Origin of the sequence: Leptolyngbya sp. AS-A5 (assembly GCF_039962495.1) — a bacterium.
GTDB lineage: Bacteria > Cyanobacteriota > Cyanobacteriia > Leptolyngbyales > Leptolyngbyaceae > Leptolyngbya.
In genome coordinates this window covers 57651-81721 of record NZ_JAMPLL010000014.1, presented here as the reverse complement: position 1 = coordinate 81721, position 24071 = coordinate 57651, and the positions used below count along the sequence as shown (strand labels likewise).

The following is a 24071-nucleotide window of genomic DNA, read 5'->3' as shown; positions in this document are numbered from 1 at the left end:
GCGATCGTGATCAAATCGGTGCAGAAACCGAGTCTTACGATCGCGATCTCTTAGCATGGATAAGAAAGATATGCCCCATAAACCCTATGCCGAAATGGACTTTATCCACTGAATTTACGTTTAATGCGGCTCACTGGATTCGCGATTACGACGGTCCTTGTGGACGAATGCACGGTCACACCTACACCGTGAGAATTAGCGCGATCGCGGCTCAACTCCACGCCTCAGAATTTTGTCCGCATCCGGTAATGGTTGCAGACTTTAGAACATTGCGCTGGGCAAAAAAAGATGTCTTCAAAGGGGGACTCGATCACTGTGTTCTGAATGAAGTGCTGCCAGAAGGATACGACACCACCGCAGAAATGATCGCAAAGTACATCTACGACAAAACGAAAAAAGAGCTTCCGACTGACATCAAGCTCAAAGTTGCGGTTTCTGAAACTCCGAATTCTTGGGCAGAGTACGAGGATGAATAGTCATGGTGATGCAACTTAAGCAAACGCTCCCGATCGTTGAAACCTTCCATTCGGTTCAGGGTGAGGGCGCTTGGACAGGAACGAGCGCCTTTTTTATCCGGTTAGCGCTGTGTGATGTTGGCTGCTGGTTCTGCGATACCAAAGAATCCTGGAGCGCCAAACGCCACCCGCAACAGTCGATCGAGGAACTAGCCCAGAGCGCGATCGTAGCGAATCCTGCGATCGTCGTCATTACCGGAGGCGAACCGTTAATGCACGATCTAACTCAACTCACAAAAACGCTGCATCAAACCGGGTTACGGCTACATTTAGAAACATCGGGCGCACATCCATTTAGCGGCGAATTTGATTGGGTCACACTTTCCCCAAAACAATCTAAACCCCCGCATGAAAGCGTTTATGCTCATGCCGATGAACTCAAAATCGTGATTTCTGAAGCTGCGGATTTCGACTGGGCAGAACAGCAATCGCAGAACGTCAGCGATCGGGTTCTACGATATTTACAGCCCGAATGGAGCCGCAAAGAAAGCTTGGATTTGATTTTCGAGTACATCAGACAGCATCCGGAGTGGCGAATTAGTTTACAGACTCACAAACTATTGGGCGTTCAATAAGCTCGACAGACCACAGTTTAGACTCTTTGAATTCTCTGTGGTCTAGCGCTTCTCACTCTTCACTTTCGGCTTTCGCCCGTCGGGTGCGTCGCCGCCGGGGGCGACCCGACTCCTTTTGGCTCAGCGCCAAATATCGCTTCAGCGTCGAAGGGCTAATTTCGATTCCGCGCTCTGCGAGCACATCCGCCAACTCTTCGTAGTCGTAGCCTTTATCGAGCGAACTCCGCAAATCGTCCTGTAGAAGTTCGATCGCTTGTCGGAGTGAAACCGTTGCTTCGGGCTTTTCAGGCAGGTCATCTAACAAGGACGCAGCTTGATCGAGCATCATTGTTTTTACTTTGACTGCCGCATTGGATTTTCTATTCACCATTTGCGTTCTCAGACTGTTAAGCGAATAATTCACTAATATTGTAAATGCTGAGTCTCTTTTTTATCGCCAAAAGGTAACAAGTTCTGTTAATTCTTGTACGTATGTCTGCATCATCAGTTTGTGTCGCTCTGTGCTTTTAAGTTTTATCTTCTACCTCAAGACTGATGACAATTAAAAGCTCCTGATACCGATCGGTATCAGGAGCTTTTAAACCGTCTTGCCTTACGTTTTTTTTAACTTAGCGATAGCTAACCAAATGCAGGATGTCGCGCACAACGCTGAATCCAGCCAAGTCCCAAACCAAATAGGCCAAGAAGCCAATCATTGCAAGACGACCATTCCAGAGTTCTGCTTGAGGATTCCAGCCAAAGAGAAAAGCGTTACGGTCTTTGCCGTTATATTCAGTTGCAACAGGAGGTAAATCGGTGCTGTTTCGAGATTGCATGGTTGTAGCTCCAAGAGAGGTGTTTTGTAAATCTTGTTTTGTAACGTTGTTTTGCAACGTGATTTCATCTTAGAAAGCACAGCCCAACTTTCCATATCTCTATGGTGTTAATCTAATGCTCTTGCTGTTGATAGACTTGATCGACTACGATCGCTGTCTTTTCACAGATGTCAGATGCGATCGACTCTTAAAGTTCCTAGCTCATAGGGACTTTAGGAAGCACACATCAGAAAGCACACATCCGTCAGAATCGAAGCGCAAATCCCATCGCGCCCAACTATAGCAGTCCTAAATCATTGATGAGATTGGGGAGATAGGGGCACTTCTCCCTATCTTCCTAATCTCATCCAATCAACCAGGTTTTACAAATCAAATAGGACTGTTATGGCTCCCCCGATTCGCTGAGGACTGTACTTCAATGCGCCGAGCCTGCACTAATCGAGCGCGTGCCGCCTCAAGCTGCCCCCCTGGATCAACGGCAACCCATCCAGAATTAGTCTTGCGCCGCGCTTCATAATGCAAATGTGGGCCTGTCGAGAGCCCTGTACTGCCAACCCGCCCGATAATCGCTCCCGGCTGAATCGTTTCCCCCGGACGCACGAAAATTTGGGACAGGTGAGCGTAAAGAGTATCTTGCGATCCATTGGGCTGCTGTAGCACGATCGCAAGTCCGTAGCCCCCCATACGATCGGCGATTTTCACTTTTCCGCCCCGCGATGCAATCACAGGAGTTCCTTGCCCTGCACCCAAATCCACGCCTGCATGAAAGCGTCGAACTCCGGTCACAGGATGCCGCCGCCAGCCAAATCGAGAAGTGACGGGAACAGGTTCAGGTAAGGGGTAAACAATCTGACTCGTCGAATTTAACCGAGGTAAGTTGCGATTGAATGCTTGCAGGTTCTTTGGGTTAACCACCTGACCAGAGTATTCGCTAGCAGCATCTGAGGCGATCGGAGACGTGAAATCCGTTGCAGGAGGTCTTTGCTGAATGAGCAGGGAGTCGATCGCTCTTGGAACTTGGATGCTAATCGCTTGCTGAGGGCGCGGAACCCGGATCGGGATTCTCTGAGACACCGTAGAGGATCTTCTCATCACCGCTGCGTTATTCTGTTTAACTGCGGGTACTTTAATCGGCGTAACTCCGATCGCACGACTAGCGGATTCTAGGGAATTGATATTGCTTGAAATTTGTTCCCGTACCTCGGCTGGAATGGCTGGGTCTTGCAGCAGTTTTCTGGCTTGTTCAAATCGTCGCTGAGTTGCATAGCTGTAAGCGCGAGCAACTAAAGTGTCACGCTGAGCCGCTTGTTTAACCGATCGATCTTTAGAGACGATATCTGCAAGGCGCTGTTCTAAAAGTTGTTTCTGCGCTTGGGTGGGAGACTGAGGAGCGGTCTGAGCAGCAGGTTTTGGAGTAGGAACTTCGATGAGATCGAGTGTCCCCGATCGAGAGGCTTCTGGCGCAACTTGGTTTACTGACCTTGGAACGGGGATCTCGATGCTGCTGGATGCTCTAGATTGAGAAGCTTCTGGCGCAACTTGGTTTGCTGGCTTTGGAACGGGGATCTCGATGCTGCTGGATGCTCTAGATTGAGAAGCTTCGGGCGCAACTTGATTTGCTGACTTTGGAACGGGAATCTCGATGCTGCTGGATACTCTAGACTGAGAAGCTTCGGGCTTAACTTGGTTTGCTGACTTTGGAACGGGGATCTCGATGCTGCTGGATGTTCTAGGCTTGGCTTGTTCAGTCGGAGCAGGAGTTTCAACGGTAATAGAAGGTGAAGGGATGCTTGGAGCAGGCTTTTCCGTCGGTTTTACCGGAGCCGTTGAACTAACTTTTGGTGCAACAGGCTCATTCTTAGAAGCAGTCTGTGAATTCAGAGGTTGCAGGTTGGAGGATGGGATGGATTGTGCAGTTGTGCGGGAGGTGCGGGCTTGAGGGACTTTTGGTAATGCAACCTTTGAGGTTACAGGAGCCGCTTGAGAAGCAGACGTGGCAGTCGGAGATGGATTGGGAGTGGCTACGACTGGAACGAAAACAGATTCCGGAATTGCGATCGGTGAATCTGGAGTTACAGCCGGGGTTGCAGATTGAGATTGAATCAGGGAACTAGGCTCGATCGGTTGTGCCGAGATAGCTGTCTGCTTTAAAGGTTGTTGAGCCAGCAGCGTAGGGATGAGTTCTATCATGAAGAATTCAGCCGATGGAGGGACATCCAGCTAGTACACATTCCTCCGTAAGATTCAGGAAAAAACGAACAAGCTCGGTTAATCTCAGGGCTTTCTTCATCGAATCTTCATAAAATTGCCCAAAAGACCTAGTAATTTGACTGAAACTATAAAGCTGTTCTTCTACCCCAAAAGTAGTCTTCTACTCCATTCACTTGCGAAAATCTATCCACGGCTAGAGCAGATAGTATTCCAGAAAGCAGTATCCTGGTGAGCTAAGCGACTGATATTGCCTGTATCCGTTTGTGAGAAACGCCCTTGATCATGCTGTCAACTAACCACCGAGTTCTAATTGTGGATGATGTAGCAGACAACCTAATTCTGCTACAGACGATCCTAGAGGCGGAGGCCTACACTGTTGAAACTGCACTAAGCGGGAGGGCTGCCCTAGACAAAATCGAGCAAATTAATCCTGATCTGGTTCTACTCGACATTATGATGCCAGGCCTGAATGGGTACGATGTGACTCGCCAAGTTCGACAAAATGAGCGGTTTGCATCGTTGCCGATCGTGCTGTTAACTGCCCACGATGAATATTTTCAGAGACCTTACCGCGAAATCGGCGCGAACGACTTGATCCGCAAGCCGATCGATTTTGACGAACTCCTCAACAAAGTCTCAATCTACACAAACTTTCACTCAAATACGGCATAACTGAATGTCAGCGGGTTGATCAGCGATCGCAGCCACATTGTCAAGCTGTGCGATCGTGCTTCCGCCCCAAGTCACTCCGATCGAACGAGGAGTGAGTTTTGTGTCTGCACTCGTATCTCCAATTACTAAAGCTGTTTCTGGCTCAATGTTTAACGCCTCACAAGCAAGTGCCAGTAGTTTTGGATTAGGTTTACTGATTCCCGTCTGAGCACCGACGATCGCGCTGAAGTAGGGCGACAATTGATAGGTTTCTACAAAGTCTTGAATATTCGCCTCCGTGTCACTTGAGAGAATTCCAAGTTTCAGAGGACTCAGTGATTTCACTAGCTCGATTACACCTACAAAGAGAGGGGTTAGTGGGGCTTTGCGGGGGAGTTGTTGATCGGCAGCGAGAAAGGCAGCATGAACAAGCGATCGTGCTTGATTCAGGTTGTATCCTGTTTCTGCAATTAGAGATGCAATCGCGATTTCATTTTCCTCGCGTGTTCCGACAGCTAATCGTCCAGCCGGATCGATCGAGGGTTGATTGCATCCGAACGTTTCGAGAATTGCAGTTTTTAGGGCGAGGTCGATGGAATTGATTTGCTGCGTTTGTGAAGTCGGGTCGCCCCCTAAATCCCCCATTTTGGGGGATTTAGGGGGCACATTCCGTCCAGGCCGGAGCCAGAATTTTCCAAATGACGCAGTTTTTAGCGCCTGAACGATCGCATCTGCCCGTTTTTCTCCCAAATGCCACAAATATTGGCGGGAATCCGCAAGTGTGCCGTCTTTATCAAAAATCACAGCTCTAATCGCATCAAAGCGAACGCCGTTACAAAAAATGCTTGCCATATCTCAATAAAAGCCATATCTCAATAAAAAAAGAGGGATTACTCCCTCTCCTTTAAGCTAATTGTGTAATTGAATTATTCAGCTTCGATCGCTTCAGGAATTGCCTCGATCTCAACCTCAATCTCTTCCTCGGTTGCGGCTGGAGCATCAATTGCAACCGGAATCTCGATCGCAGGGGCTGCACCGCCTTGCTGCTGCTTCATGTTCTCGCGGTACTTCGCTGCCATTTCCTCAGCTTTGTCGTAAACCACTTGCGGGTTCTTCACCATGTCGCCGGGTTCCGGTTCAAGCTGCTTGGTTGAAAGCGAAATCCGTCCCCGCTCTGCATCAAGATCGATGATCATGACTTTCACTTCGTCATTCACATTGAACACGCTATGCGGCGTATCGATGTGATCGTGGGAGATTTCGGAAATGTGCAATAGACCGCTGACTCCGCCGATATCGATAAACGCACCGTAAGGCTTGATGCCCCGTACCGTACCGATTACGACTTCGCCGACTTCCAAGCGGTTCATCTTGCGTTCAACCAGCGCACGACGATGGCTCAGAACCAAACGGTTGCGCTCTTCGTCCACTTCCAAAAACTTCAGCGGCAACTCTTCACCGACTAATTCTTCCTTCGGCTTCCGAGTGCTAATGTGAGAACCGGGAATAAATCCACGTAAGCCCTCAATCCGTACCAGCGCACCGCCCCGGTTGGTCGCAAATACGAGCGATCGTACCGTGGCATCTTCGGCTTGAAGTTGGCGCACTCGTTCCCAAGCCCGCATATACTCAATGCGTCGAATAGAGAGGGTCAACTGACCATCTTCATTCTCATCAGCGAGGATGAAAAATTCGCGTGTTTCGTTCGACTGCAACACTTCTTCCGGGGCATCAATGCGATTGATCGACATTTCCTGGATCGGAATATATGCCGCTGTTTTCGCACCGATGTCAATCAAAGCGCCTCTTGGCTCTAAGCTAAACACGGTTCCCGCGACGACATCTCCCGGACTGAAGTGATAGTCGTATTTATCCAGTAAAGCCGCGAAATCCTCGTGAGTGAAACCAACATCCATCGCTACTGTGTTCTGATTGACCATGCTAAACGTTTCCCAGTTGTCTCCGTTAAAATTTGCCTCCTATCGATGCAACGCACACAAGATGTGCAGCCGACACCTTCGATCGCTGATGATTTTTTCAGCCGCGATCTATTTAGACGCATTAAGTATTCAGAAGCATCATCATAACCCAATTCGTGGTGAACCGGATCTTCTGTTTCTCAAGTTCTTTGATGATTTTATTAAGCGAAAATAATCAAGATACGATCGACATCGCCTAGGATTTCTTCGCCCATGTCTTCTTCTCATCTGTTCCAAAATCGAGTTGCAGTCCTCGCAACGATGCACCGTAAAGAGGTTGCGATCGCGCCTATTCTAGAACCCGAACTTGGCTTAAAAATTCATGTTCCAAAGAATTTCAATACTGATCAGTTTGGCACATTTACGCGAGAAATTACACGATCGGGGGATCAATTAGAGGCTGCAAGAAGAAAAGCGCTGTCTGCACTCGAACAGACGGGCATGGATTTAGCGATCGCCTCTGAGGGCAGTTTTGCCCCTTATTCTGCGTTTCCGATGCTGCCTTGCAATCGTGAAGTGATTGTGTTGATTGATCAGTTAAACGGTTTAGAAGTGATTGGAGAGGCGATCTCAACCGAAACAAATTTCAATCACCGTAGCATTTCTAGTTTTGAAGAAGCGTATGAATTTGCGATGAAGGCAGGTTTTCCAGACCATAAATTAGTTGTTATGGTTCGCAAGGATTTAATTGATCGAGCAGATATTGTTAAAAGTATTGCAGAGTTTGATCAATTACGAGAAGCAGTATCGATTGCGTTGGCACGATCGCAAACGGGAGGCATCCACATTGAGACAGATATGCGAGCAATGCATAATCCCACGCGCATGAAAGCGATCGGGCAAGCGACCCGTGATCTCCTTGAAAAGCTCAAACAATGCTGTCCAAATTGCTCAACGCCCGGATTTACAGCATCGACAGTGAAGCGGGGCTTACCTTGTGATTGGTGCGGCAGTCCGACCGATTTAGTTTTAGCCAAGACTTATCAATGCCAGAAATGTGGATTTGAGCAAGATAAGCTTTATCCAGATGAAAAACGAACTGCCGAACCAATGTACTGCTCCTACTGCAATCCGTAACAACGATCTCCGTAGACAGATAGAGATCAATTCTGAGACAAACTTTCTTTTGAAAGATGTGAATAGAAATTGATCCCCCTAGGATGATTCCAGATTTAACAACTAGGAGTTATACATTATGCCAACTGGAAGCGAACGGACTCAATCTAATCCCCAGATTAGTGCCGAAGATATGCAGCTAGAAGCCGTTAATAGCGTTGACACCCCTGAAGAGCAAGCCAACTTAGCAACGCCGAAATCTACGCCCGATAAAATTGCGGCTCAGCGTGACGACGTTGACGAAGAAAATGAAAGCTTACCTGCTGAAGTGACTGATCAGCTCTTGGATGGTGCAGATCAAGTCTTTATGACCGCGTTTAAGAACTCTCAGCATGATGGGCTAAGCCGTGAAGCTGCAATGCAGGTGGCTTGGAGCAGCGTTAAACAAGGCTTCAATCGTAGCGAAGATGGAAGCTGGCACCGTAAGAGCGAGCCTGGCGATCGCACCCTCGGTTCTGGGGTCGGTGGTAGCGCAAGCTAGAGTCGATTGCGCCTCAATCAAACTCCGGCTGTCTAAGTCGGAGTTTTTGCGTTTCTAATCCACCCGCTCTAGCTGCCAGAGAATCTGATTTCCTTCTCGTCGCACTCTTGAAACCACCCAATTGCGCCAAACCCAGTGATCCCCACGGCTGGTCACGGCATTCGCATTGATGTCCATCAAGTCTGCAAGCTCTGAGCTACTAATCAGATAGCCTTTACTGGCGATTTCATCTGCCATGTGCAGCGTATCGACCAAGTTGCGAAGCTGCTCGACTCGGACTTCGCGGGGAAGGTTGTCCGGTGAATCAATGGGCTGTGAGGCATCAGTCATAGAAGCTTCTAACGCTGGGGAAGTGGGGAGTGGGGAAGTGGGGAGTGGGGAAGTTGGAAGTGGGGTATCAGGGGTTTTAAGGGGGGGCTGTTTGCCCAGGGAAAACGATCGAGCAATGACATCACAGCGCTCGTTACCCGGATCTCCCGAATGTCCGCGCACATAGCGCCACTCCACTTTAGGGGAGTCGAGTTCGTCGAGTTGTTCCCAAAGATCCTGATTTAACACAGGTTTTCCGGTCGAGGTTTTCCAACCTTTTTTCTTCCAGCCGGACAACCATTTAGTAATCCCGTTTTTCACATATTCGCTGTCAGTGTAGAGGGCGACAACTTGGGACTGTCCCGAAGCGCGGTAAAAGTCAAGTGCCGCGATCGCGGCTTGCATCTCCATACGATTGTTAGTGGTTTCCGGCTCGTATCCCCCAAGTTCCTGCACGGCTCCATCGGTGAAGTAAACGACTGTGCCCCAACCGCCTGGCCCTGGATTTCCGGAACAAGCGCCATCGGTGTAGATTTTCTGAATTGTGCGAGAAGTCATGGTCAATTCCAAAGCTGATCTAGACTACCGTATTCGCGCTCAATGTATATTTCAGAGTAAAGTGTTTCAGTCGAGTTAAGGGAAAGGTAGCTTGCAGTCAGGCAATGAACGATTAGATCGATCCTCACGCTCCGGCGAATCTGAGCAGATGGCTCCCCTTGCTCGTCGGCAATCTTTGCAGGTGCAAGCGTATCAAGCACTGCGATCGGCAATTCTATCCGGTGAGATCCCTTCTGGAACGCGATTGGTCGAGACTCAGCTTGCGAAGCAGCTCCAAGTTAGTCGTACCCCGATTCGAGAAGCGATTCGCCAACTTCAGCAAGAGAATTTAATCACGATCGACAGCGCCGGAACGCTCAGAGTTGCCACTTTATCGATGCAAGATGCCGAGCAGCTTTACACTTGCCGCATTGCCTTGGAGCAGCTTGCGGTTGCTGGAGCTTGCAAAAATGCAAGTGATAAAGACATTGCAGCGCTGCACGAGTTAGTGGTTGCCGCAGAACAAGCACAGCGATCGCATTCGACGAATGCGGAGTTGCTGAATTTGGATTATCAATTTCATCGCTCGATCGCCCGCAGTTCCGGAAATCAATGGCTGACTTCGCTACTTGATCAAGTGTTTGATCAAATGGCACTCTTGCGGATTCAAACACTACAGCACAATCCTCAAGTGTTAGAGATTCGGCAGGAACATCGAGAGATTTACAACGCGATCTCATCCCGTAACACCGGTCAGGCAGTGAATACGACCGTGTCGCATCTGTTAGCAAGCCGTGATCGTGTGATTCACGAAATCGAACGATTGAAGCAGGAAACTTAAAACTTTTCCGACTAGCATGAGTATCAGTCAAGAAGTTTAAAGGACATGAAGCGGCTTTTTCGGGTGATTAAAACTTTTCTGCTGGTGTATTACGCCTACATGGTGGAATATCGAGCAGAACTACTCTTGTGGGTGCTTTCGGGATCGCTGCCGATTATTTTGATGGGAGTTTGGACGCAAGCGGCGGGTCAGAGTAATTTTGGGTTATCTCCGACTGATTTTGCGCGGTACTTTTTAGCAGTTTTCTTGGTACGGCAATTAACTGTAGTTTGGGTAATTTGGGAGTTTGAGCGCGAAGTCGTTGAAGGTAAATTATCGCTGCGGTTATTGCAGCCGATCGATCCGGTGTGGCATCATGTCTTTTCTCATGTAGCAGAACGATTCGCCCGAATTCCCTTCGCACTTTTACTGATTGTTCTGTTTTTCTTCCTGTATCCGGCTGCGATCTGGGTTCCAAGCTTTCCAGCAGCGATTTTATTCGCGTTGTCGATCGCATTAGCATTCACGTTGAATTTTTTGATTCAATATACGTTAGCATTACTAGCGTTTTGGACAGAGCGAGCAAGTTCGCTACAAGAATTTTGGTTTCTGTTTTATCTATTTCTCTCTGGTGTGATTGCACCACTGGAGGTGTTTCCGCCTGTGGTGAGAACGATCGCATTATTTACGCCATTCCCTTATCTCGTTAACTTTCCTGCCAGTATTCTCGTAGGACTGCCGACGAATTTGACGCAAGGATTTCTCGTCATGATCGGTTGGAGTGCAGGATTCTTTGTGCTGAATCGTTGGCTATGGCGGCAAGGTTTGAAGCAATATTCGGGGATGGGGGCATGAAACGGTATTTTCAGGTTTTGAAATTGTTTTGGCAGACTGCGATCGCGGCTGAATTGGAGTACCGAATTAACTTCGTCATCTCTGCATTTACCAGTCTCGGCGGGCTGGTTGGAAGCTTGTTCGGATTGTTCTTGTTTTATCAGACAGGCTATACATTTGCAGGCTGGCAATGGGAAGAAGCCTTGATCGTGGTGGGAATTTTCACGCTATTAGAGGGCTTTTCTGGTACGTTTCTCGCGCCCAATCTGAATCGAATTGTCCGCCATGTGCAAGAAGGGACACTCGATTTTGTGTTGCTTAAACCAATTAGTTCTCAGTTTTGGTTATCGGGGCACACGATTTCGCCTTGGGGATTGCCGGATATTCTTTTTGGTGCGATCGTCATTTTCTATGCAGGTGGTAAACTTGGCATTCAACCCAGCGCTTACTTAATTAGTCTAATTCCATTGGTATTTGGATTAGCAATTTTGTATAGCTTATGGTTCATGTTAGGTGCAACTAGCATTTGGTTTGTGAAGATCTACAATGTGACTGAAGTATTGCGCGGATTGATCGAAGCAGGACGATATCCGATGGCAGCTTATCCGATCGCTTATCAATTCTTTTTCACGTTTATTGTTCCGGTTGCATTTCTTACCACGATTCCAGCCGAAGCAATGTTAGGACGCACCGAGTTTGGCTGGATCATCGGGGCGGGGATTTTAGCGATCGTGCTTTTATTTGTGTCGCGCTTTTTCTGGCGATTTGCGCTCCGCTTCTACACCAGTGCATCAAGTTAGCAAAAGGTAGCGAATGTACTCGATCGAACGACTTGAATCTCGTTAAGCTAGTGCCATCGATGCTCGTACCCTTAACCCATGACTCGCACTCCGCTTATCGGAATTACCTGCCACAGCAGAAATACAGCAGGTGAAGTTGTCCTTCCTGGAACTTATGTTGATGCCGTTCGATCGGTCGGTGGAAATGCCATCCTACTACCGCCTACACAATCAGATCCTGACTCCTTGCTCGATGTGTTGGACGGATTAATTTTGTCTGGTGGTGGCGATATTCATCCGATTCACTACAACGGAGAAGATCACCCGACGATTTATGGAATTGATGACGATCGCGATACCTTCGAGATCACATTGGCGAAATTAGCGCTGATGCGACAAATTCCAGTTTTGGGAATTTGTCGAGGAATGCAAGTGCTAACCGTTGCAACAGGCGGAAATCTAATTCAGCACGTTCCTGAGGTGTTTGGAGACGCGATCGATCATCGATTAGATCAGCCACGCCGCCCGATTCCTCACGATGTCGAAATTCTGCCAGAAAGCCGCTTGTTTCAATTGCTCTCAGAATCCCGGTTAAATATTGTGTCTTGGCATCATCAAGCGATCGCTGAATTTAGTTCAGATTGGCAACTGGCAGCAAGAGCGAGTGATGGCGTGATCGAAGCGATCGAGCATTTATCTCACCCTTGGGCGATCGCGCTGCAATGGCATCCAGAATTGTCAATGGATAATCCCGCCCATCAGCGATTCTTTCAGGCGTTCGTTTCAGCCTGTCAAGTTTGAGCTTGAATCAAATAGCATCTGGAAGCGCGATCGCAGTCTTGCTCTCAAAAATCAAAATCTTGATGTCGGCGATCTTATTTGTAATCGTTCAGGCACTTAAGAGACAGTTTTCAGGATAATTTCAAACTGCAATTACGATCGATGATTTGAGCAAGGTTGCAAATAGTTGCGGTTGTAAAAGAGTGATTGAGAAGGTTTCGTTTGTTGCAGCGTCCCGCCCTGAAATGGAATTTCGGGTTAATCGACGAAAGTTCACTCGAAGTGAACTAAGAGAAAGTGACAATTGGCTTTGTTGCTTCAGGGTGAATTTGGAAGTTGAATTGGGGTTGGAAGCAAGGAGGAGTAGGGCATTTTGAGGGGAGACGTGAATCAGAATCATTACTCATGCCACTTTGGAGACTGTTTTATCACCTCGTTTGGGCAACCGAGCAACGACAACCTTTGATTACTCCGCCCAAAGAGCAAGCTTTATACAAATACATTGACGATAAAACAACCTCGACCGGCTGCCATCTCTACGCAATAGGAGGAACGGACAATCACATTCATTTAATCGTGGCAATCCCGCCAAAATTAGCGATTTCAGCTTATGTTAAACAAATTAAAGGTGCAAGTTCTCACTATCTAAATCATTATGTTGCGTCTGAAGAAATGGTGTTTGAATGGCAAAAAGAGTATGGGGTATTCTCAATCAGCGAAAAGCTATTGAAAACCGCGATCGCCTACGTTCAGAACCAAAAGCAGCACCACGCCGACCACATGGTAATTCAACGCTTTGAACCTCCCTTCCCCAATTCCTAAGCGCTCACTTCTCGCACTCTTAGTCCATTGCTAATGGACTTTCGCCGATTAGCCCGAAATTCCATTTCAGGGCGGGAATGAACGCAGCCAGAAAATTTTTCAATTAGATCGATCGCACCTGTCAATCGATCTAATTGTTGCTTTAACCCAATCGCATTTAAAGCCCGATCACCAAATTGCTCAAAAATTGTGATCGCCGAATTGCTCGATCGTCGATCGCTTTCTCCCATACCCGAATTGCAGATCTAACCCTTCTTGAGTGCTTGCGGGTGCGATCGAATCCGCCGAGCCGCTCCAGTGACCCAGGTGAGGGCAAGACCTGGCAAGGGCGTAAACGCAAACGGGATTGGAGTTGCAGGCGTGCCGTTAAGGGTCACGTTGTCAAACAGAGCTCTAGCAGGGCTGGCAATCCTAGGGTCAAGCCTAAGCTCACCGAAAACATAAACACGGAATGTAATCGGTGCAGCAAGGTTCTGATAGGCAGGAGCAGTCAGGCTAAAGGTCATGGGCGAAAAGGTTGGGAAGCTGTTGGTGGTTGTTTGAACCCCGCCAATGTCAGAGCCAAAGTTATTCAGACTAGAGCGCAAGGCGAATGAAGCATAGGAACTACCACTACCCACTCTAGAAGCATCGAAACTCAAGAAGTTGAGATTCCACTGCGAGCCGCCCGTTAGAGTGACTGTGAATTCAAAGTACGAGTTATTCGCAACTGCCGCAGCAGAAGTTGTAGAAACGGGGAAGAATGCAGAGTAATTCCCAAAGTTTATTGTGGCAGGGTTCGTAGCGACACCTGTTTGAAGGTTTCCTCCACTTCCTCCACTCAAGTTGCTTGCACTAATGTTCGCCGCTGTCGTCGTCGGTGCCAGCGTCATCGTCGAAACCCCCGGAGGAGTCCCGAAGTCATACTGCACAAGCGTTAGCGCCTGAGCAGCGCTCCCCCCCATGCTCACAGCACCTATCGTCACCAGCCCGATCGTGCCTCTCAAAAGTGTTTGTTATTGGCTCATCATCAAGATTTCATTGCTACAGATCGAATCGAAAGCGCTTTACAGCCTGTACGGTGTACAAAATTTCAGCACCGTTCTCGTCCGGCTCGTTCAAGGCGCGATTGTGCATTGACGAGTCAGTTTTGACTTGCGGCTATCGCCATTTAAGCGAGATCCTGACGCGCTCCCTCCGAGAATCTGCGTAAATTATTGAGCACAAAATGGTGAGAAGAAAATAATACGGAGCGCCACGCTGAAAAAAGCGCGGCTTCTGTAGATTGGCTAGAAATGCGGGTTGGGTAACGCAAAAAACAAGATTTCTAAGAGGATGTTTTAAGAGTATAAAAAGCTTCTTCGCTCTCGTTGCTCTCCCGCCCTGAAATAGAATTTCGGGCTAATCGGCGAAAGTCTACTGAAGTAGATTAAGAGACAGTTTCAAGTTCTTAGTCCTTTTCAAAGGACTTGCGTCGATTAGCCCGAAATTGATTTCAGGGCGATCTATGCAACAAACGAGCACCTTTCAGCCATCCTCCAAACCTTTCTCTTCAAACCAATCCAAACCATAAAGTTCAATTTGGCTGAATCAAATACCCGCAGCGATGCTCACCGTTAACCTGCCAGTGAGTCCGCTCCACTTTGCAATCCGGCAGCGCGATCGCGAACATTTCCAACTCGTGTCCACACACACTGGGAAACGACTCTGCGATTTGCGCGATCGCGCAATGATATTCCGTCAGCACGAACTGATTCGGCTCGATCCGGTGACATTCTGCCATGTATCCTTCTGAAACCCGGAGCTTGACTAAATTCTCCACCCGTTCCGCCACTGAACCCGTTCCGATGCGCTCCCGATATTCGATCGCTTTTCGCTGCCATTGTTTCTGCAAGATCGACTTCATCTGATCCTTGCTGACCGTTTCCGCTAAAGTTCCAAGCAGCGACACGGCAAAATCATCGTAGCGATCGGGAAACTGCGATCGACCTTCGCGACTTAGTTCATACAAATAATTCGGGCGGCCCATACCCACTTGAATCGCCTTGTGAACGATCAAGCCTTCAGTCTCTAAATCCTTCAGGTGTCGTCGAATCGCTTGCGGACTCACCTGCAACCGTTCCGCCAGTTCTTGCACGGTCGATCCACCCTGCCTCAGAAGGTGATGCAGAATATCCTGTTTCGTCGAAGGCTGCTGAGTCGTGGTCATGGTTGGGGTCTCACGTCAACGATTCGTAACGTTAGCTTACTCGAATTTCTAGCGTTCTCTCGTCTGTCAAAAATAGAGAAACTGATATAGAGATTCACTTTGACAACCCTCATGTTGCTAAAGTAATCTACAATAGAAATAAGCAACAATGAAGTTGTTTAAATCATAGCCTGCTGAGAGCAAGTCCAGGTTTTCTCGATCCTATCGCAACATCGGTGTTGCTTTAGTAATAAGATCCATTGGATGTACAGCTTTTCAGTTCATTCCTACGGACACGACTTATGCAAGCCTCAGATAAGCAACTCGAAGCCATGCGCCACTTCTCCGAGCAATATGCGAAGCGGACAGGCACCTACTTTTGTGTTGATCCCGGTGTCACCGCCGTCGTAATCGAAGGCTTGGCGAAGCACAAGGAAGATTTGGGATCGCCGCTCTGCCCTTGCCGGCACTACGAAGACAAAGAAGCCGAGGTCGCTGCTGCTTACTGGAATTGCCCCTGTGTGCCGATGCGTGAGCGCAAGGAATGTCACTGTATGCTGTTCCTCACCCCCGATAACGACTTCGCAGGTGAAAGACAAGATATCACCTTCGACGAGATTCGCAAGCATACCAATCTTGGTTAAGAACGCTCGATCGCTCCCTTCACCCCTCTAGTTTAGAGAACACTACATCAGCCATGACAGCAGCCTTTCAAACACTCGTTAACCAGCCATACAAGTATGGTTTTGTCACGAATATTGAGTCCGACACAATTCCCCGTGGACTCAGTGAAGATGTCATTCGTTTGATTTCTGCCAAGAAAGAAGAACCGGAATGGATGCTCGATTTCCGGTTGAAGGCGTATCGGCAGTGGTTGAAGATGACTGAGCCAAATTGGGCGAAGTTTGGCTACGCGCCGATCGATTATCAAAACATCATTTACTATTCGGCTCCCAAGGTCAGCGAGAAGAAAAAGAGCCTCGATGAAGTCGATCCTGAACTGCTCGAAACCTTCGAGAAGCTGGGGATTTCTTTGTCTGAGCAGAAGCGTTTGAGCAATGTTGCCGTGGATGCAATTTTTGATAGCGTGTCGATCGCGACGACATTCAAGGAGAAGCTGGCGAAAGAGGGCGTGATCTTCTGTTCCTTTTCCGAAGCAGTGCATGAGCATCCGGATCTGATTCAGAAGTATCTCGGTAGCGTGGTTCCGTCTGCCGATAACTATTTTGCCGCTTTGAATTCTGCAGTGTTTAGTGATGGTTCGTTTGTGTTTATTCCCAAAGGCGTGAAGTGCCCGATGGAACTCTCGACCTACTTCCGCATCAATAATGGCGACTCAGGGCAGTTCGAGCGCACTTTGATCGTGGCAGAAGAAGGCGCACAGGTGAGCTATCTCGAAGGCTGTACCGCACCGATGTACGACTCGAATCAGCTTCATGCTGCGGTCGTTGAGTTGGTGGCGCTGGATAATGCCGATATTAAATATTCGACCGTGCAGAACTGGTACGCAGGAGACGCAGAAGGCAAGGGCGGGATCTTTAATTTCGTCACCAAGCGCGGAATATGCAAAGGTGTGAATTCTAAGATTTCTTGGACGCAGGTAGAGACTGGATCTGCCATCACTTGGAAGTATCCGAGCTGTGTCTTGGTTGGGGATAATTCCGTCGGGGAGTTCTACTCGGTGGCGCTGACGAACAATCACCAGATGGCAGACACCGGAACCAAGATGATTCACGTCGGTAAGAATACCCGCAGCACAATTATCTCGAAAGGGATTTCGGCGGGTCAGTCGAGAAATAGCTATCGCGGCTTGGTGAAGATTTCCCCCCAAGCGAAGGGTGCGCGGAACTATTCGCAGTGCGACTCAATGCTGATTGGCGATCGTGCCCAAGCGAATACTTTCCCGTACATTCAGGTGCAGAACAATCAAGGCAAGGTGGAGCATGAAGCTTCGACCTCGAAGATCGGGGAAGACCAGTTGTTCTATTTTGCTCAACGCGGCATTTCTCCAGAAGATGCAATCTCGATGATGATTAGCGGTTTCTGTCAGGATGTGTTTAATCAGTTGCCGATGGAGTTTGCAGTCGAAGCGGATAAGCTTCTCAGCCTGAAGCTCGAAGGTAGTGTGGGTTGATTACTAGCGCGATCGACATGGCAGTTCACTCATAGGATTGGATGTGCTGATTTCCAATCCTTTTAACTATGAAATCTAAAAGTCTTGATCGCGCCGAGACAGTATTGAAATAGGACACAGCAGTTAGGAGGGAGCGCATGATTGTTGAAAATGGTGAAGTAATTCTGTCAGTTAAGGATCTAACTGCTGAGATTGATGGCACACCGATTTTGAAGGGCATGAATCTCGAAATTAAAGCAGGTGAGATTCACGCGATTATGGGCCCGAATGGATCGGGAAAAAGTACCTTTTCTAAGATTCTGGCAGGGCATCCCGCTTACACCGTGACAGGCGGAGAGATTTTGTTTCATGGGCAGGATCTACTCGAACTCGAACCGCATGAACGGGCAACTTCGGGCGTGTTTTTGGCATTCCAATATCCGTTAGAAATTCCGGGCGTGACGAATGTAGATTTCTTGCGCGTGTCATATAACGCGAAACGCAAGCAGGAAGGCTTAGAAGAGCTGGATGCGTTTGATTTTGATGATGTGGTGCATTCCAAATTAGAGTTGCTCAAGATGGATGCAGGCTTTCTTTCTCGTAGCGTGAACGAAGGCTTTTCGGGTGGCGAGAAGAAGCGGAATGAAATTCTGCAAATGGCATTGTTAGAGCCAAAATTAGGCATTTTAGATGAGATTGATTCTGGTTTAGATATCGATGCGTTGAAAGTCGTTGCAAATGGTGTGAACGCAATTACGACATCAGAAAATGCAACGCTTGTCATCACGCACTATCAGCGCTTATTGAATTACATTACGCCTGATTTTGTTCACGTTATGGCGGCTGGTCGCATTTTGTTGAGTGGCGGTAAGGAACTGGCGCTAGAGCTTGAAGCGAAAGGGTATGACTGGGTTGTTGAAGGTGAAACGGTAGGTGCATGATGGTAGAAGTTTCAGCCGTTTCTGAAATTGGAAATTCAGGCACGATCGCAACGGTTGATCGCGCCGCTTACTTCAACCAATTACTGAATTTACGCTCTCCCCATTCCAAATTTCAAGACATTCGCGATCGCGCTGCGGCATCGGTTCACGATCAAGCCATTCCCTCAACTCGCGACGAAGAATGGCGTTTTACAGACGTTTCTGATTTGTTATCGCTGTCGCTGAAAATTGCTGAACCTGCGAGTTTAAGCTTTCCGCAGATTGAAGCTTTTCTGCTACCAGAAACAGCGAATTCGCGATTAGTCTTTGTTGATGGCGTATTTGCGGCGGATTTGTCTGCGATCGACGATCTACCCGATGGCGTTGTTGTTAGCAATCTTGAAACAGTCCTGGAATTAATGCCAACTGTGAAAGACTACATTGCTAAACTTCCCGGAGAAGATGAAGTCTTCACCGCTTTGAACACCGCAAGCTTGACAGATAGCGCGATCGTCTTTGCGCCAAGAAACCAAGATGTCAACACTCCGATTCATCTGTTGTTTGTCTCAACACAAGCGGAAACTTTGATTCAACCGCGTGTGTGTGTGATTGCGGAAACTGGAAGTCGAGTCACGCTAATCGAAGATTTTGTCAGCTTGACTGAGGGCGCATATTTCACCAATACCGTTACGGAGATTGCGATCGCAGAAAACGCAGAAGTTCGTCATACTAGAGTTCAGAGGGACAGCAATGCTGCCTTTCACATTGGTAAGACTGCTGTTTCGCAAGCTAGAGATTCTCGCTACTCCTGTACTGCTGTTCATCTTGGCGGCAGACTTTCCCGCCACAATCTAGAGGTCTATCAGACCGGAGAGCAGACCGAGACTACGCTGAATGGTTTGACTGTGATTGATGGCGATCGCATCGGAGATACACACAGCTTGTTGTCGCTCAGTAAGCCGTATGGTGTGGGTAATCAGGCAAATAAGACCATTGTGAGCGATCGTGCCCATGCGATCTTTAATGGTAAGGTTTTCGTTCCCCAAGCCGCACAGCAAACCGATGCGAGGCAGCTTAGCCGCAACTTATTGCTCTCTCCAAAAGCGCGAGTCGATACCAAGCCACAGTTAGAGATTATTGCGGATAACGTTAAGTGCGCTCATGGTGCGACGGTCAGCCAGCTAGAGGACGACGAAGTGTTTTACCTCCAGAGTCGGGGGATTGATCAAGACTCAGCACGTAAGCTCTTAACTTATGCCTTTGCGATCGAAATCATTGACCAGATTTCAGTTCAGACATTGCGCGATCGACTCTCTGCATTCATTCGTTCCCAACACACCTAAGCCATGACTTTCCTGCAAGAAAAAATCCTCGCTGCTCAAGTGCGATCAGACTTCCCGATTCTGAATGAGCGGATTCACGATAAGCCGTTGATCTATCTCGACAATGCCGCGACTTCTCAGAAGCCGATCGCGGTTCTCGATGCCCTGCGCCACTATTATGAGCATGACAATGCGAACGTGCATCGGGGCGCACATACTTTGAGTGCAAGAGCGACCGATGCCTATGAAGCAGCGAGGGATAAAGTTGCAGCGTTTGTCAATGCAGCCTCTCGACAAGAGATTGTGTATACCCGAAATGCCAGCGAAGCGATCAATATCGTCGCCTATTCTTGGGGCTTGAATAATTTGCAAGCAGGTGACGAGATTGTTCTTTCTGTGATGGAGCATCATAGCAATCTGGTGCCGTGGCAGTTGATCGCAGCACGGACAGGGGCTGTAATCAAGCACGTTCAGTTGAATGAATCAGAAGGCTTTGACTTTGAGCATTACAAGTCATTGTTATCTGAGAAAACGAAGCTTGTCTCAGTCGTGTATGTTTCCAATACGCTTGGCTGCATTAATCCGGTGCGTGAGATTTGCGCTGAAGCTCACAAGGTAGGAGCAAAAGTTCTGATCGATGCGTGTCAAGCAGTGCCGAATATGCCTGTAGATGTGCAAGCGATCGATTGTGATTGGCTCGTCGCATCCGGTCATAAAATGTGTGCTCCGACCGGAATCGGGTTCTTGTACGGCAAGCTGGATGTTTTGCGATCGATGCCTCCGTTTTTCGGTGGCGGTGAAATGATTGCTGATGTGTATTTAGATCATTCGACTTATGCTGATTTGCCGCATAAATTTGAAGCGGGAACTCCGGCAATTGCAGAAGCGATCGCGTTGGGTGCTGCAGTTGATTATCTGACAAGTATTGGTATGGATAAGATCCGGGCTTACGAAGAGGAGTTGACGGCATATCTATTCCAGCGATTAGCAGAAGTTCCAAATCTGCGGATCTACGGACCCAAACCAGACGCGGCAGGTGGAGGACGAGCAGCCTTAGCTTCATTTACCGCCGGAGAATTGCATCCTCATGATCTTTCGACTTTGTTGGATCATGAAGGCATTGCGATTCGATCGGGGCATCACTGCACTCAGCCGTTACACCGATTGTTGAATGCTCCAGGAACTGCTCGCGCTAGCTTGTATTTCTACAATACTCGCGAGGAAATCGATCGATTCATTGAAGCGCTGAAAGAGACGATCGACTTTTTTAGTGGCATTCTGGGCTAAGTTGATCTGAAATAGAGCGCGATCATTCTTGAAGGGGAGCGATCGCGTTTTTTAGTAGAGGATTTTTTGTAAATCGAGGGTAAATCCAGGCAAAATATCGTCAGCCGAGATCGTTGCGGGGGCTTGCAATATTTCTGTTGCTTTTCTAGGGCGGTAAACTTCAACGCGCTGATTCTGTCGATCGAGCAGCCATCCTAACCGCGCCCCATTTTCGACATACTCGCGCATCTTCGCCTGAAGCTTCGGTAACGAATCTGTTTTAGACCGCAATTCAATCACGACATCTGGGCAAATCGGTGCAAACCGCTCTTTTTGTTCTGGTGTCAGTGCATCCCATCGTTTTCGACTGACCCAAGCTGTATCAGGTGCATAGTCCGCACCATTAGGGAGATGAAAGCCACTAGACGAATCGAAGACTTCTCCAAGTCCAGTTTGTTTATTCCAGACCCCCAACTGAATCGTAATCTCACTATTCCGTCGTCCTGATTCGCTGCCTGTGGGTGGCATGATGATAATGTCTCCTGCTGCGGTGCGCTCAAACTGTAAATCCCGATTGTCCTGACACAGTTGGAAGAACTGCTCATCGGTCAGCCGGAGCGTTAGCTTGATTGAAGCATCAGGCGTTGCAAAGGTCATGGCGATGGCTAAATGCGGCTAGGTTAATCGTAAGCGATTCGATCGTGAATTCTACAGTGAATACTTGGCTTTCATCTCTTCAATACAAAACACAAAGCGCGATCGCTCCCTTTCAGGAACGATCGCGCTTTATGTTTTAGAGACTGAGATTAGTAATCGAAGTCGCCCATACCGCCACCAGCGCCAGCGCCAGCGGCAGCACCATCTTTCGGTTCAGGCTTGTCAACCACAATACACTCGGTCGTCAACACCATTGCTGCGATCGAAGCCGCATTCTGAAGTGCAGAACGAGTCACTTTCGCGGGGTCAACGATACCCGCTTCGAGCATATCCACGAATTCACCCGTTGCAGCATTGTAGCCCACGTTGAAGTCTTTCTCTTTGACGCGCTCAGCAATCACCGCACCGTTTTGACCTGCGTTTTCAGCAATTCTCTTCAGAGGAGCCGTCAATGCACGAGCTACGATTTGCGCTCCGATCAACTCTTCGCCGCTGAGGCTGCTCGATGCCCAAGATTCAAGTTCTGGAGCTAAGTGAGCCAAGGTTGTACCGCCACCAGGAACGATACCTTCTTCAACAGCCGCTTTGGTTGCGTTGATGGCATCTTCGAGGCGGAGCTTGCGATCCTTCATTTCGGTTTCGGTTGCTGCACCAACTTTGATCACTGCAACACCACCCGCCAACTTAGCCAAGCGCTCTTGCAGCTTTTCCTTGTCGTAGGAAGAATCGGTTTCGTCCATTTGACGGCGGATTTGCTCGACGCGAGCTTTCACTTGCGCTTCATTGCCTTCAGCAACGATCGTCGTGGTTTCCTTGGTGATGGTGACACGACGCGCTTTACCCAATTGATCGAGCTTGGTGGTGTCAAGCTTCAGACCTGCATCTTCGGTGATCAACTGACCGCCCGTAAGAACTGCGATATCTTCGAGCATTGCTTTACGACGATCGCCAAAGCCAGGAGCCTTCACTGCGGCAACGTTCAGAACACCACGCAGACGGTTCACAACCAGAGTCGCCAGTGCTTCTTTCTCGATGTCTTCTGCAATGATGATCAACGGACGACCTGCGCGAGCAACTTGTTCGAGAACCGGAACGAGGTCTTGAACCAAAGTAATCTTCTTGTCGGTGATCAGCAAGAACGGCTCATCCATCACTGCTTCCATCCGCTCGGTGTCGGTTGCGAAGTAGGGCGAAATGTAACCTTTGTCGAAGCGCATCCCTTCGGTGACTTCGAGTTCAGTCGTCATCGACTTACCTTCTTCCAGCGAGATTACGCCTTCTTTACCGACTTTATCCATTGCCGAAGCGATCATTTGACCAACTTCTTCATCGTTTCCGGCAGAGATTGTACCGACTTGTGCGATCGCTTTTGAGTCTTCAACCGGACGCGCATGAGCAGCAATCTTGTCTACTAAGAAAGTTGTTGCTTTGTCCATGCCGCGCTTCAAAAGAATTGCGTTTGCGCCAGCGGCAACGTTCCGCATTCCTTCTTTGACGATCGCATGTGCCAAAACGGTTGCAGTCGTAGTTCCGTCTCCAGCCGCATCATTGGTTTTAGAAGCTGCTTGACGAATCAAGGCAACACCTGTGTTTTCAACGTGATCTTCGAGTTCGATTTCTTTTGCGATCGTTACACCGTCGTTCACAATTTGAGGTGCACCGAACTTCTTCTCCAGAACCACGTTGCGACCTTTAGGTCCCAAGGTGACGGCAACGGCTTCGGCGAGGATGTCCATACCGCGCTCTAGAGCACGACGAGCGTTTTCGTTGTAAATGATGCGCTTAGCCATAATGTGTTGAAAGCCTTGTAAGGTTTACAGAAAAGAGAGAGTCAAGAAAACTATGAAACGACTGCCAAGATGTCTTTTTCAGACAGCAAAACGTACTCGTCGCCACCGAGCTTGATGTCGGTTCCTGCGTACTTGGAGTACAGCACTTTGTTACCAATTTCGACTTCCATCGGTTGACGTTCGCCCTTTTCGTTGAGCTTGCCGCTACCTACCGCTACGATTTCACCGACTTGGGGCTTTTCCTTAGCGTTATCAGGCAGGAAGATACCTCCTGCGGTTCTTTCTTCAGCTTCGCTCACTTTCACGAACACGCGATCGCCCAACGGTTTTACGGTGGACACGCTAAGAGAGATGGCTGCCATACAAATCCTCCAACAATCTAGATGAGCAACAAACGATCAAATACTTGCGGCTGAATACACGATTCAACCAATTCGCCTGTCGGTTTTTTTCAACGTTTACCAGTCTACAGGCTTTTGGGGTTTTGAGTTAGCACTCTCTCTCCCTGAGTGCTAATTTAGCGAAGCCAGCGATCGAATGCAACTTTAGAAAGAGTACGGCTTACCGAACGAAGGGGTTGCGGAAGGAACGATGACGATTATCGGGCTGCTC

The 24071-nt window shown here is 48.4% G+C and carries 28 protein-coding genes; 16 read left to right on the top strand and 12 right to left on the bottom strand.

The features are described from left to right. The first annotated feature begins 86 nt into the window (after positions 1-86). Both NC980_RS16545 and NC980_RS16540 read left to right on the top strand, forming a co-directional pair. Positions 87-476 (top strand): 6-carboxytetrahydropterin synthase, encoded by a 390-nt coding sequence (locus tag NC980_RS16545; RefSeq protein ID WP_190377519.1) that lies wholly within the window; start codon positions 87-89, stop codon positions 474-476. Between the two features lie 2 nt (positions 477-478). After that, on the top strand, positions 479-1090 hold the full coding sequence (locus NC980_RS16540; RefSeq protein WP_190377518.1) for a 7-carboxy-7-deazaguanine synthase QueE: 612 nt from the start codon (positions 479-481) through the stop codon (positions 1088-1090). Positions 1091-1142: 52 nt separating this feature from the next. Here the strand turns inward: NC980_RS16540 and NC980_RS16535 are convergent, their stop codons facing one another. The 3 genes from NC980_RS16535 to NC980_RS16525 form a co-directional block, all read right to left on the bottom strand. Next, on the bottom strand, positions 1143-1460 hold the full coding sequence (locus NC980_RS16535; protein ID WP_190377517.1) for a hypothetical protein: 318 nt from the start codon (positions 1458-1460) through the stop codon (positions 1143-1145). A 238-nt stretch (positions 1461-1698) separates the two neighbouring features. Continuing rightward, positions 1699-1905 (bottom strand): chlorophyll a/b-binding protein, encoded by a 207-nt coding sequence (locus NC980_RS16530; protein WP_190377516.1) that lies wholly within the window; start codon positions 1903-1905, stop codon positions 1699-1701. 369 nt (positions 1906-2274) lie between these two features. Continuing rightward, positions 2275-4095 (bottom strand): M23 family metallopeptidase, encoded by a 1821-nt coding sequence (locus NC980_RS16525; RefSeq protein ID WP_242027033.1) that lies wholly within the window; start codon positions 4093-4095, stop codon positions 2275-2277. Positions 4096-4398: 303 nt separating this feature from the next. On the opposite strand from NC980_RS16525, the gene NC980_RS16520 reads away from it, so the two are divergent. Further along, positions 4399-4788 (top strand): response regulator, encoded by a 390-nt coding sequence (locus tag NC980_RS16520; protein WP_190377515.1) that lies wholly within the window; start codon positions 4399-4401, stop codon positions 4786-4788. Here NC980_RS16520 and NC980_RS16515 read toward each other — a convergent pair. Both NC980_RS16515 and NC980_RS16510 read right to left on the bottom strand, forming a co-directional pair. After that, the gene (locus NC980_RS16515) at positions 4774-5619 is read right to left on the bottom strand and encodes an HAD family hydrolase (RefSeq protein ID WP_190377514.1); all 846 of its coding nucleotides are present in this window, start codon (positions 5617-5619) and stop codon (positions 4774-4776) included. The two genes, NC980_RS16520 and NC980_RS16515, sit on opposite strands and share 15 nt — an antisense overlap. A gap of 74 nt (positions 5620-5693) precedes the next feature. Then, on the bottom strand, positions 5694-6707 hold the full coding sequence (locus NC980_RS16510; protein WP_190377513.1) for a 30S ribosomal protein S1: 1014 nt from the start codon (positions 6705-6707) through the stop codon (positions 5694-5696). A gap of 252 nt (positions 6708-6959) precedes the next feature. Here NC980_RS16510 and NC980_RS16505 point away from each other — a divergent pair, with 252 nt between their 5' ends. Continuing rightward, positions 6960-7823, top strand: coding sequence for a DUF6671 family protein (locus NC980_RS16505; protein ID WP_190377512.1), 864 nt, complete (start codon positions 6960-6962; stop codon positions 7821-7823). A 118-nt stretch (positions 7824-7941) separates the two neighbouring features. Further along, the gene (locus tag NC980_RS16500) at positions 7942-8343 is read left to right on the top strand and encodes a ChaB family protein (RefSeq protein ID WP_199298585.1); all 402 of its coding nucleotides are present in this window, start codon (positions 7942-7944) and stop codon (positions 8341-8343) included. 54 nt (positions 8344-8397) lie between these two features. Here the strand turns inward: NC980_RS16500 and rnhA are convergent, their stop codons facing one another. Continuing rightward, complete coding sequence (gene rnhA / locus NC980_RS16495) at positions 8398-9210, bottom strand: ribonuclease HI (RefSeq protein ID WP_190377511.1); 813 nt, start codon at positions 9208-9210, stop codon at positions 8398-8400. Positions 9211-9358: 148 nt separating this feature from the next. Between rnhA and NC980_RS16490 the strand changes: the two genes are divergently transcribed. The 5 genes from NC980_RS16490 to tnpA all read left to right on the top strand — a co-directional run bounded on the left by NC980_RS16490 (position 9359) and on the right by tnpA (position 13224). Further along, a complete protein-coding gene (locus tag NC980_RS16490; RefSeq protein ID WP_190377510.1) occupies positions 9359-10030 on the top strand; it encodes a GntR family transcriptional regulator in 672 nt (223 codons plus the stop codon). A gap of 45 nt (positions 10031-10075) precedes the next feature. Continuing rightward, a complete protein-coding gene (locus NC980_RS16485) occupies positions 10076-10864 on the top strand; it encodes an ABC-2 family transporter protein (RefSeq protein WP_190377509.1) in 789 nt (262 codons plus the stop codon). Further along, positions 10861-11643, top strand: a complete 783-nt coding sequence (locus NC980_RS16480; RefSeq protein ID WP_190377508.1) for an ABC transporter permease — start codon at positions 10861-10863, stop codon at positions 11641-11643. Before NC980_RS16485 ends, NC980_RS16480 begins: the two co-directional genes overlap by 4 nt. Before the next feature lie 78 nt (positions 11644-11721). Further along, on the top strand, positions 11722-12423 hold the full coding sequence (locus tag NC980_RS16475; RefSeq protein WP_190377507.1) for a gamma-glutamyl-gamma-aminobutyrate hydrolase family protein: 702 nt from the start codon (positions 11722-11724) through the stop codon (positions 12421-12423). A 384-nt stretch (positions 12424-12807) separates the two neighbouring features. Then, entirely contained in the window at positions 12808-13224 is a 417-nt protein-coding gene (tnpA, locus tag NC980_RS16470; RefSeq protein WP_190377506.1) for an IS200/IS605 family transposase, read from the top strand. On the opposite strand, the gene NC980_RS16465 is transcribed toward tnpA, so the two are convergent. Both NC980_RS16465 and NC980_RS16460 read right to left on the bottom strand, forming a co-directional pair. Then, the gene (locus NC980_RS16465) at positions 13221-13454 is read right to left on the bottom strand and encodes a hypothetical protein (protein WP_190377505.1); all 234 of its coding nucleotides are present in this window, start codon (positions 13452-13454) and stop codon (positions 13221-13223) included. The genes tnpA and NC980_RS16465 overlap by 4 nt on opposite strands. Positions 13455-13469: 15 nt before the next feature. Continuing rightward, positions 13470-14168, bottom strand: a complete 699-nt coding sequence (locus NC980_RS16460) for a hypothetical protein (RefSeq protein WP_190377504.1) — start codon at positions 14166-14168, stop codon at positions 13470-13472. On the opposite strand from NC980_RS16460, the gene NC980_RS16455 reads away from it, so the two are divergent. Beyond that, positions 14167-14343 carry a hypothetical protein gene (locus tag NC980_RS16455; protein WP_190377503.1) on the top strand — a complete coding sequence of 59 codons (177 nt, stop codon included), beginning with the start codon at positions 14167-14169 and terminating at the stop codon, positions 14341-14343. The genes NC980_RS16460 and NC980_RS16455 overlap by 2 nt on opposite strands. A 436-nt stretch (positions 14344-14779) precedes the next feature. On the opposite strand, the gene sufR is transcribed toward NC980_RS16455, so the two are convergent. After that, positions 14780-15412 carry an iron-sulfur cluster biosynthesis transcriptional regulator SufR gene (gene sufR, locus NC980_RS16450; protein ID WP_190377502.1) on the bottom strand — a complete coding sequence of 211 codons (633 nt, stop codon included), beginning with the start codon at positions 15410-15412 and terminating at the stop codon, positions 14780-14782. Between the two features lie 281 nt (positions 15413-15693). On the opposite strand from sufR, the gene NC980_RS16445 reads away from it, so the two are divergent. From NC980_RS16445 to NC980_RS16425, 5 genes are all read left to right on the top strand, one after another. Beyond that, the gene (locus NC980_RS16445; RefSeq protein ID WP_190377501.1) at positions 15694-16035 is read left to right on the top strand and encodes a ferredoxin thioredoxin reductase catalytic beta subunit; all 342 of its coding nucleotides are present in this window, start codon (positions 15694-15696) and stop codon (positions 16033-16035) included. 53 nt (positions 16036-16088) lie between these two features. Continuing rightward, a complete protein-coding gene (sufB, locus tag NC980_RS16440) occupies positions 16089-17525 on the top strand; it encodes a Fe-S cluster assembly protein SufB (protein WP_190377500.1) in 1437 nt (478 codons plus the stop codon). Between the two features lie 137 nt (positions 17526-17662). Continuing rightward, positions 17663-18445, top strand: coding sequence for a Fe-S cluster assembly ATPase SufC (sufC, locus tag NC980_RS16435; protein ID WP_190377499.1), 783 nt, complete (start codon positions 17663-17665; stop codon positions 18443-18445). Next, positions 18442-19767, top strand: a complete 1326-nt coding sequence (gene sufD / locus NC980_RS16430) for a Fe-S cluster assembly protein SufD (protein WP_190377498.1) — start codon at positions 18442-18444, stop codon at positions 19765-19767. Before sufC ends, sufD begins: the two co-directional genes overlap by 4 nt. A 3-nt stretch (positions 19768-19770) precedes the next feature. Next, a complete protein-coding gene (locus tag NC980_RS16425) occupies positions 19771-21033 on the top strand; it encodes a SufS family cysteine desulfurase (protein WP_190377497.1) in 1263 nt (420 codons plus the stop codon). Between the two features lie 51 nt (positions 21034-21084). Here the strand turns inward: NC980_RS16425 and NC980_RS16420 are convergent, their stop codons facing one another. The 3 genes from NC980_RS16420 to groES form a co-directional block, all read right to left on the bottom strand. After that, positions 21085-21669, bottom strand: a complete 585-nt coding sequence (locus NC980_RS16420; protein WP_190377496.1) for a Uma2 family endonuclease — start codon at positions 21667-21669, stop codon at positions 21085-21087. Positions 21670-21818: 149 nt separating this feature from the next. Beyond that, complete coding sequence (groL, locus tag NC980_RS16415) at positions 21819-23459, bottom strand: chaperonin GroEL (protein ID WP_190377495.1); 1641 nt, start codon at positions 23457-23459, stop codon at positions 21819-21821. Between the two features lie 50 nt (positions 23460-23509). Then, positions 23510-23821: a co-chaperone GroES gene (groES, locus tag NC980_RS16410; RefSeq protein ID WP_190377494.1), complete on the bottom strand. Its 312-nt coding sequence runs from the start codon at positions 23819-23821 to the stop codon at positions 23510-23512. Positions 23822-24071: the final 250 nt, after the last annotated feature.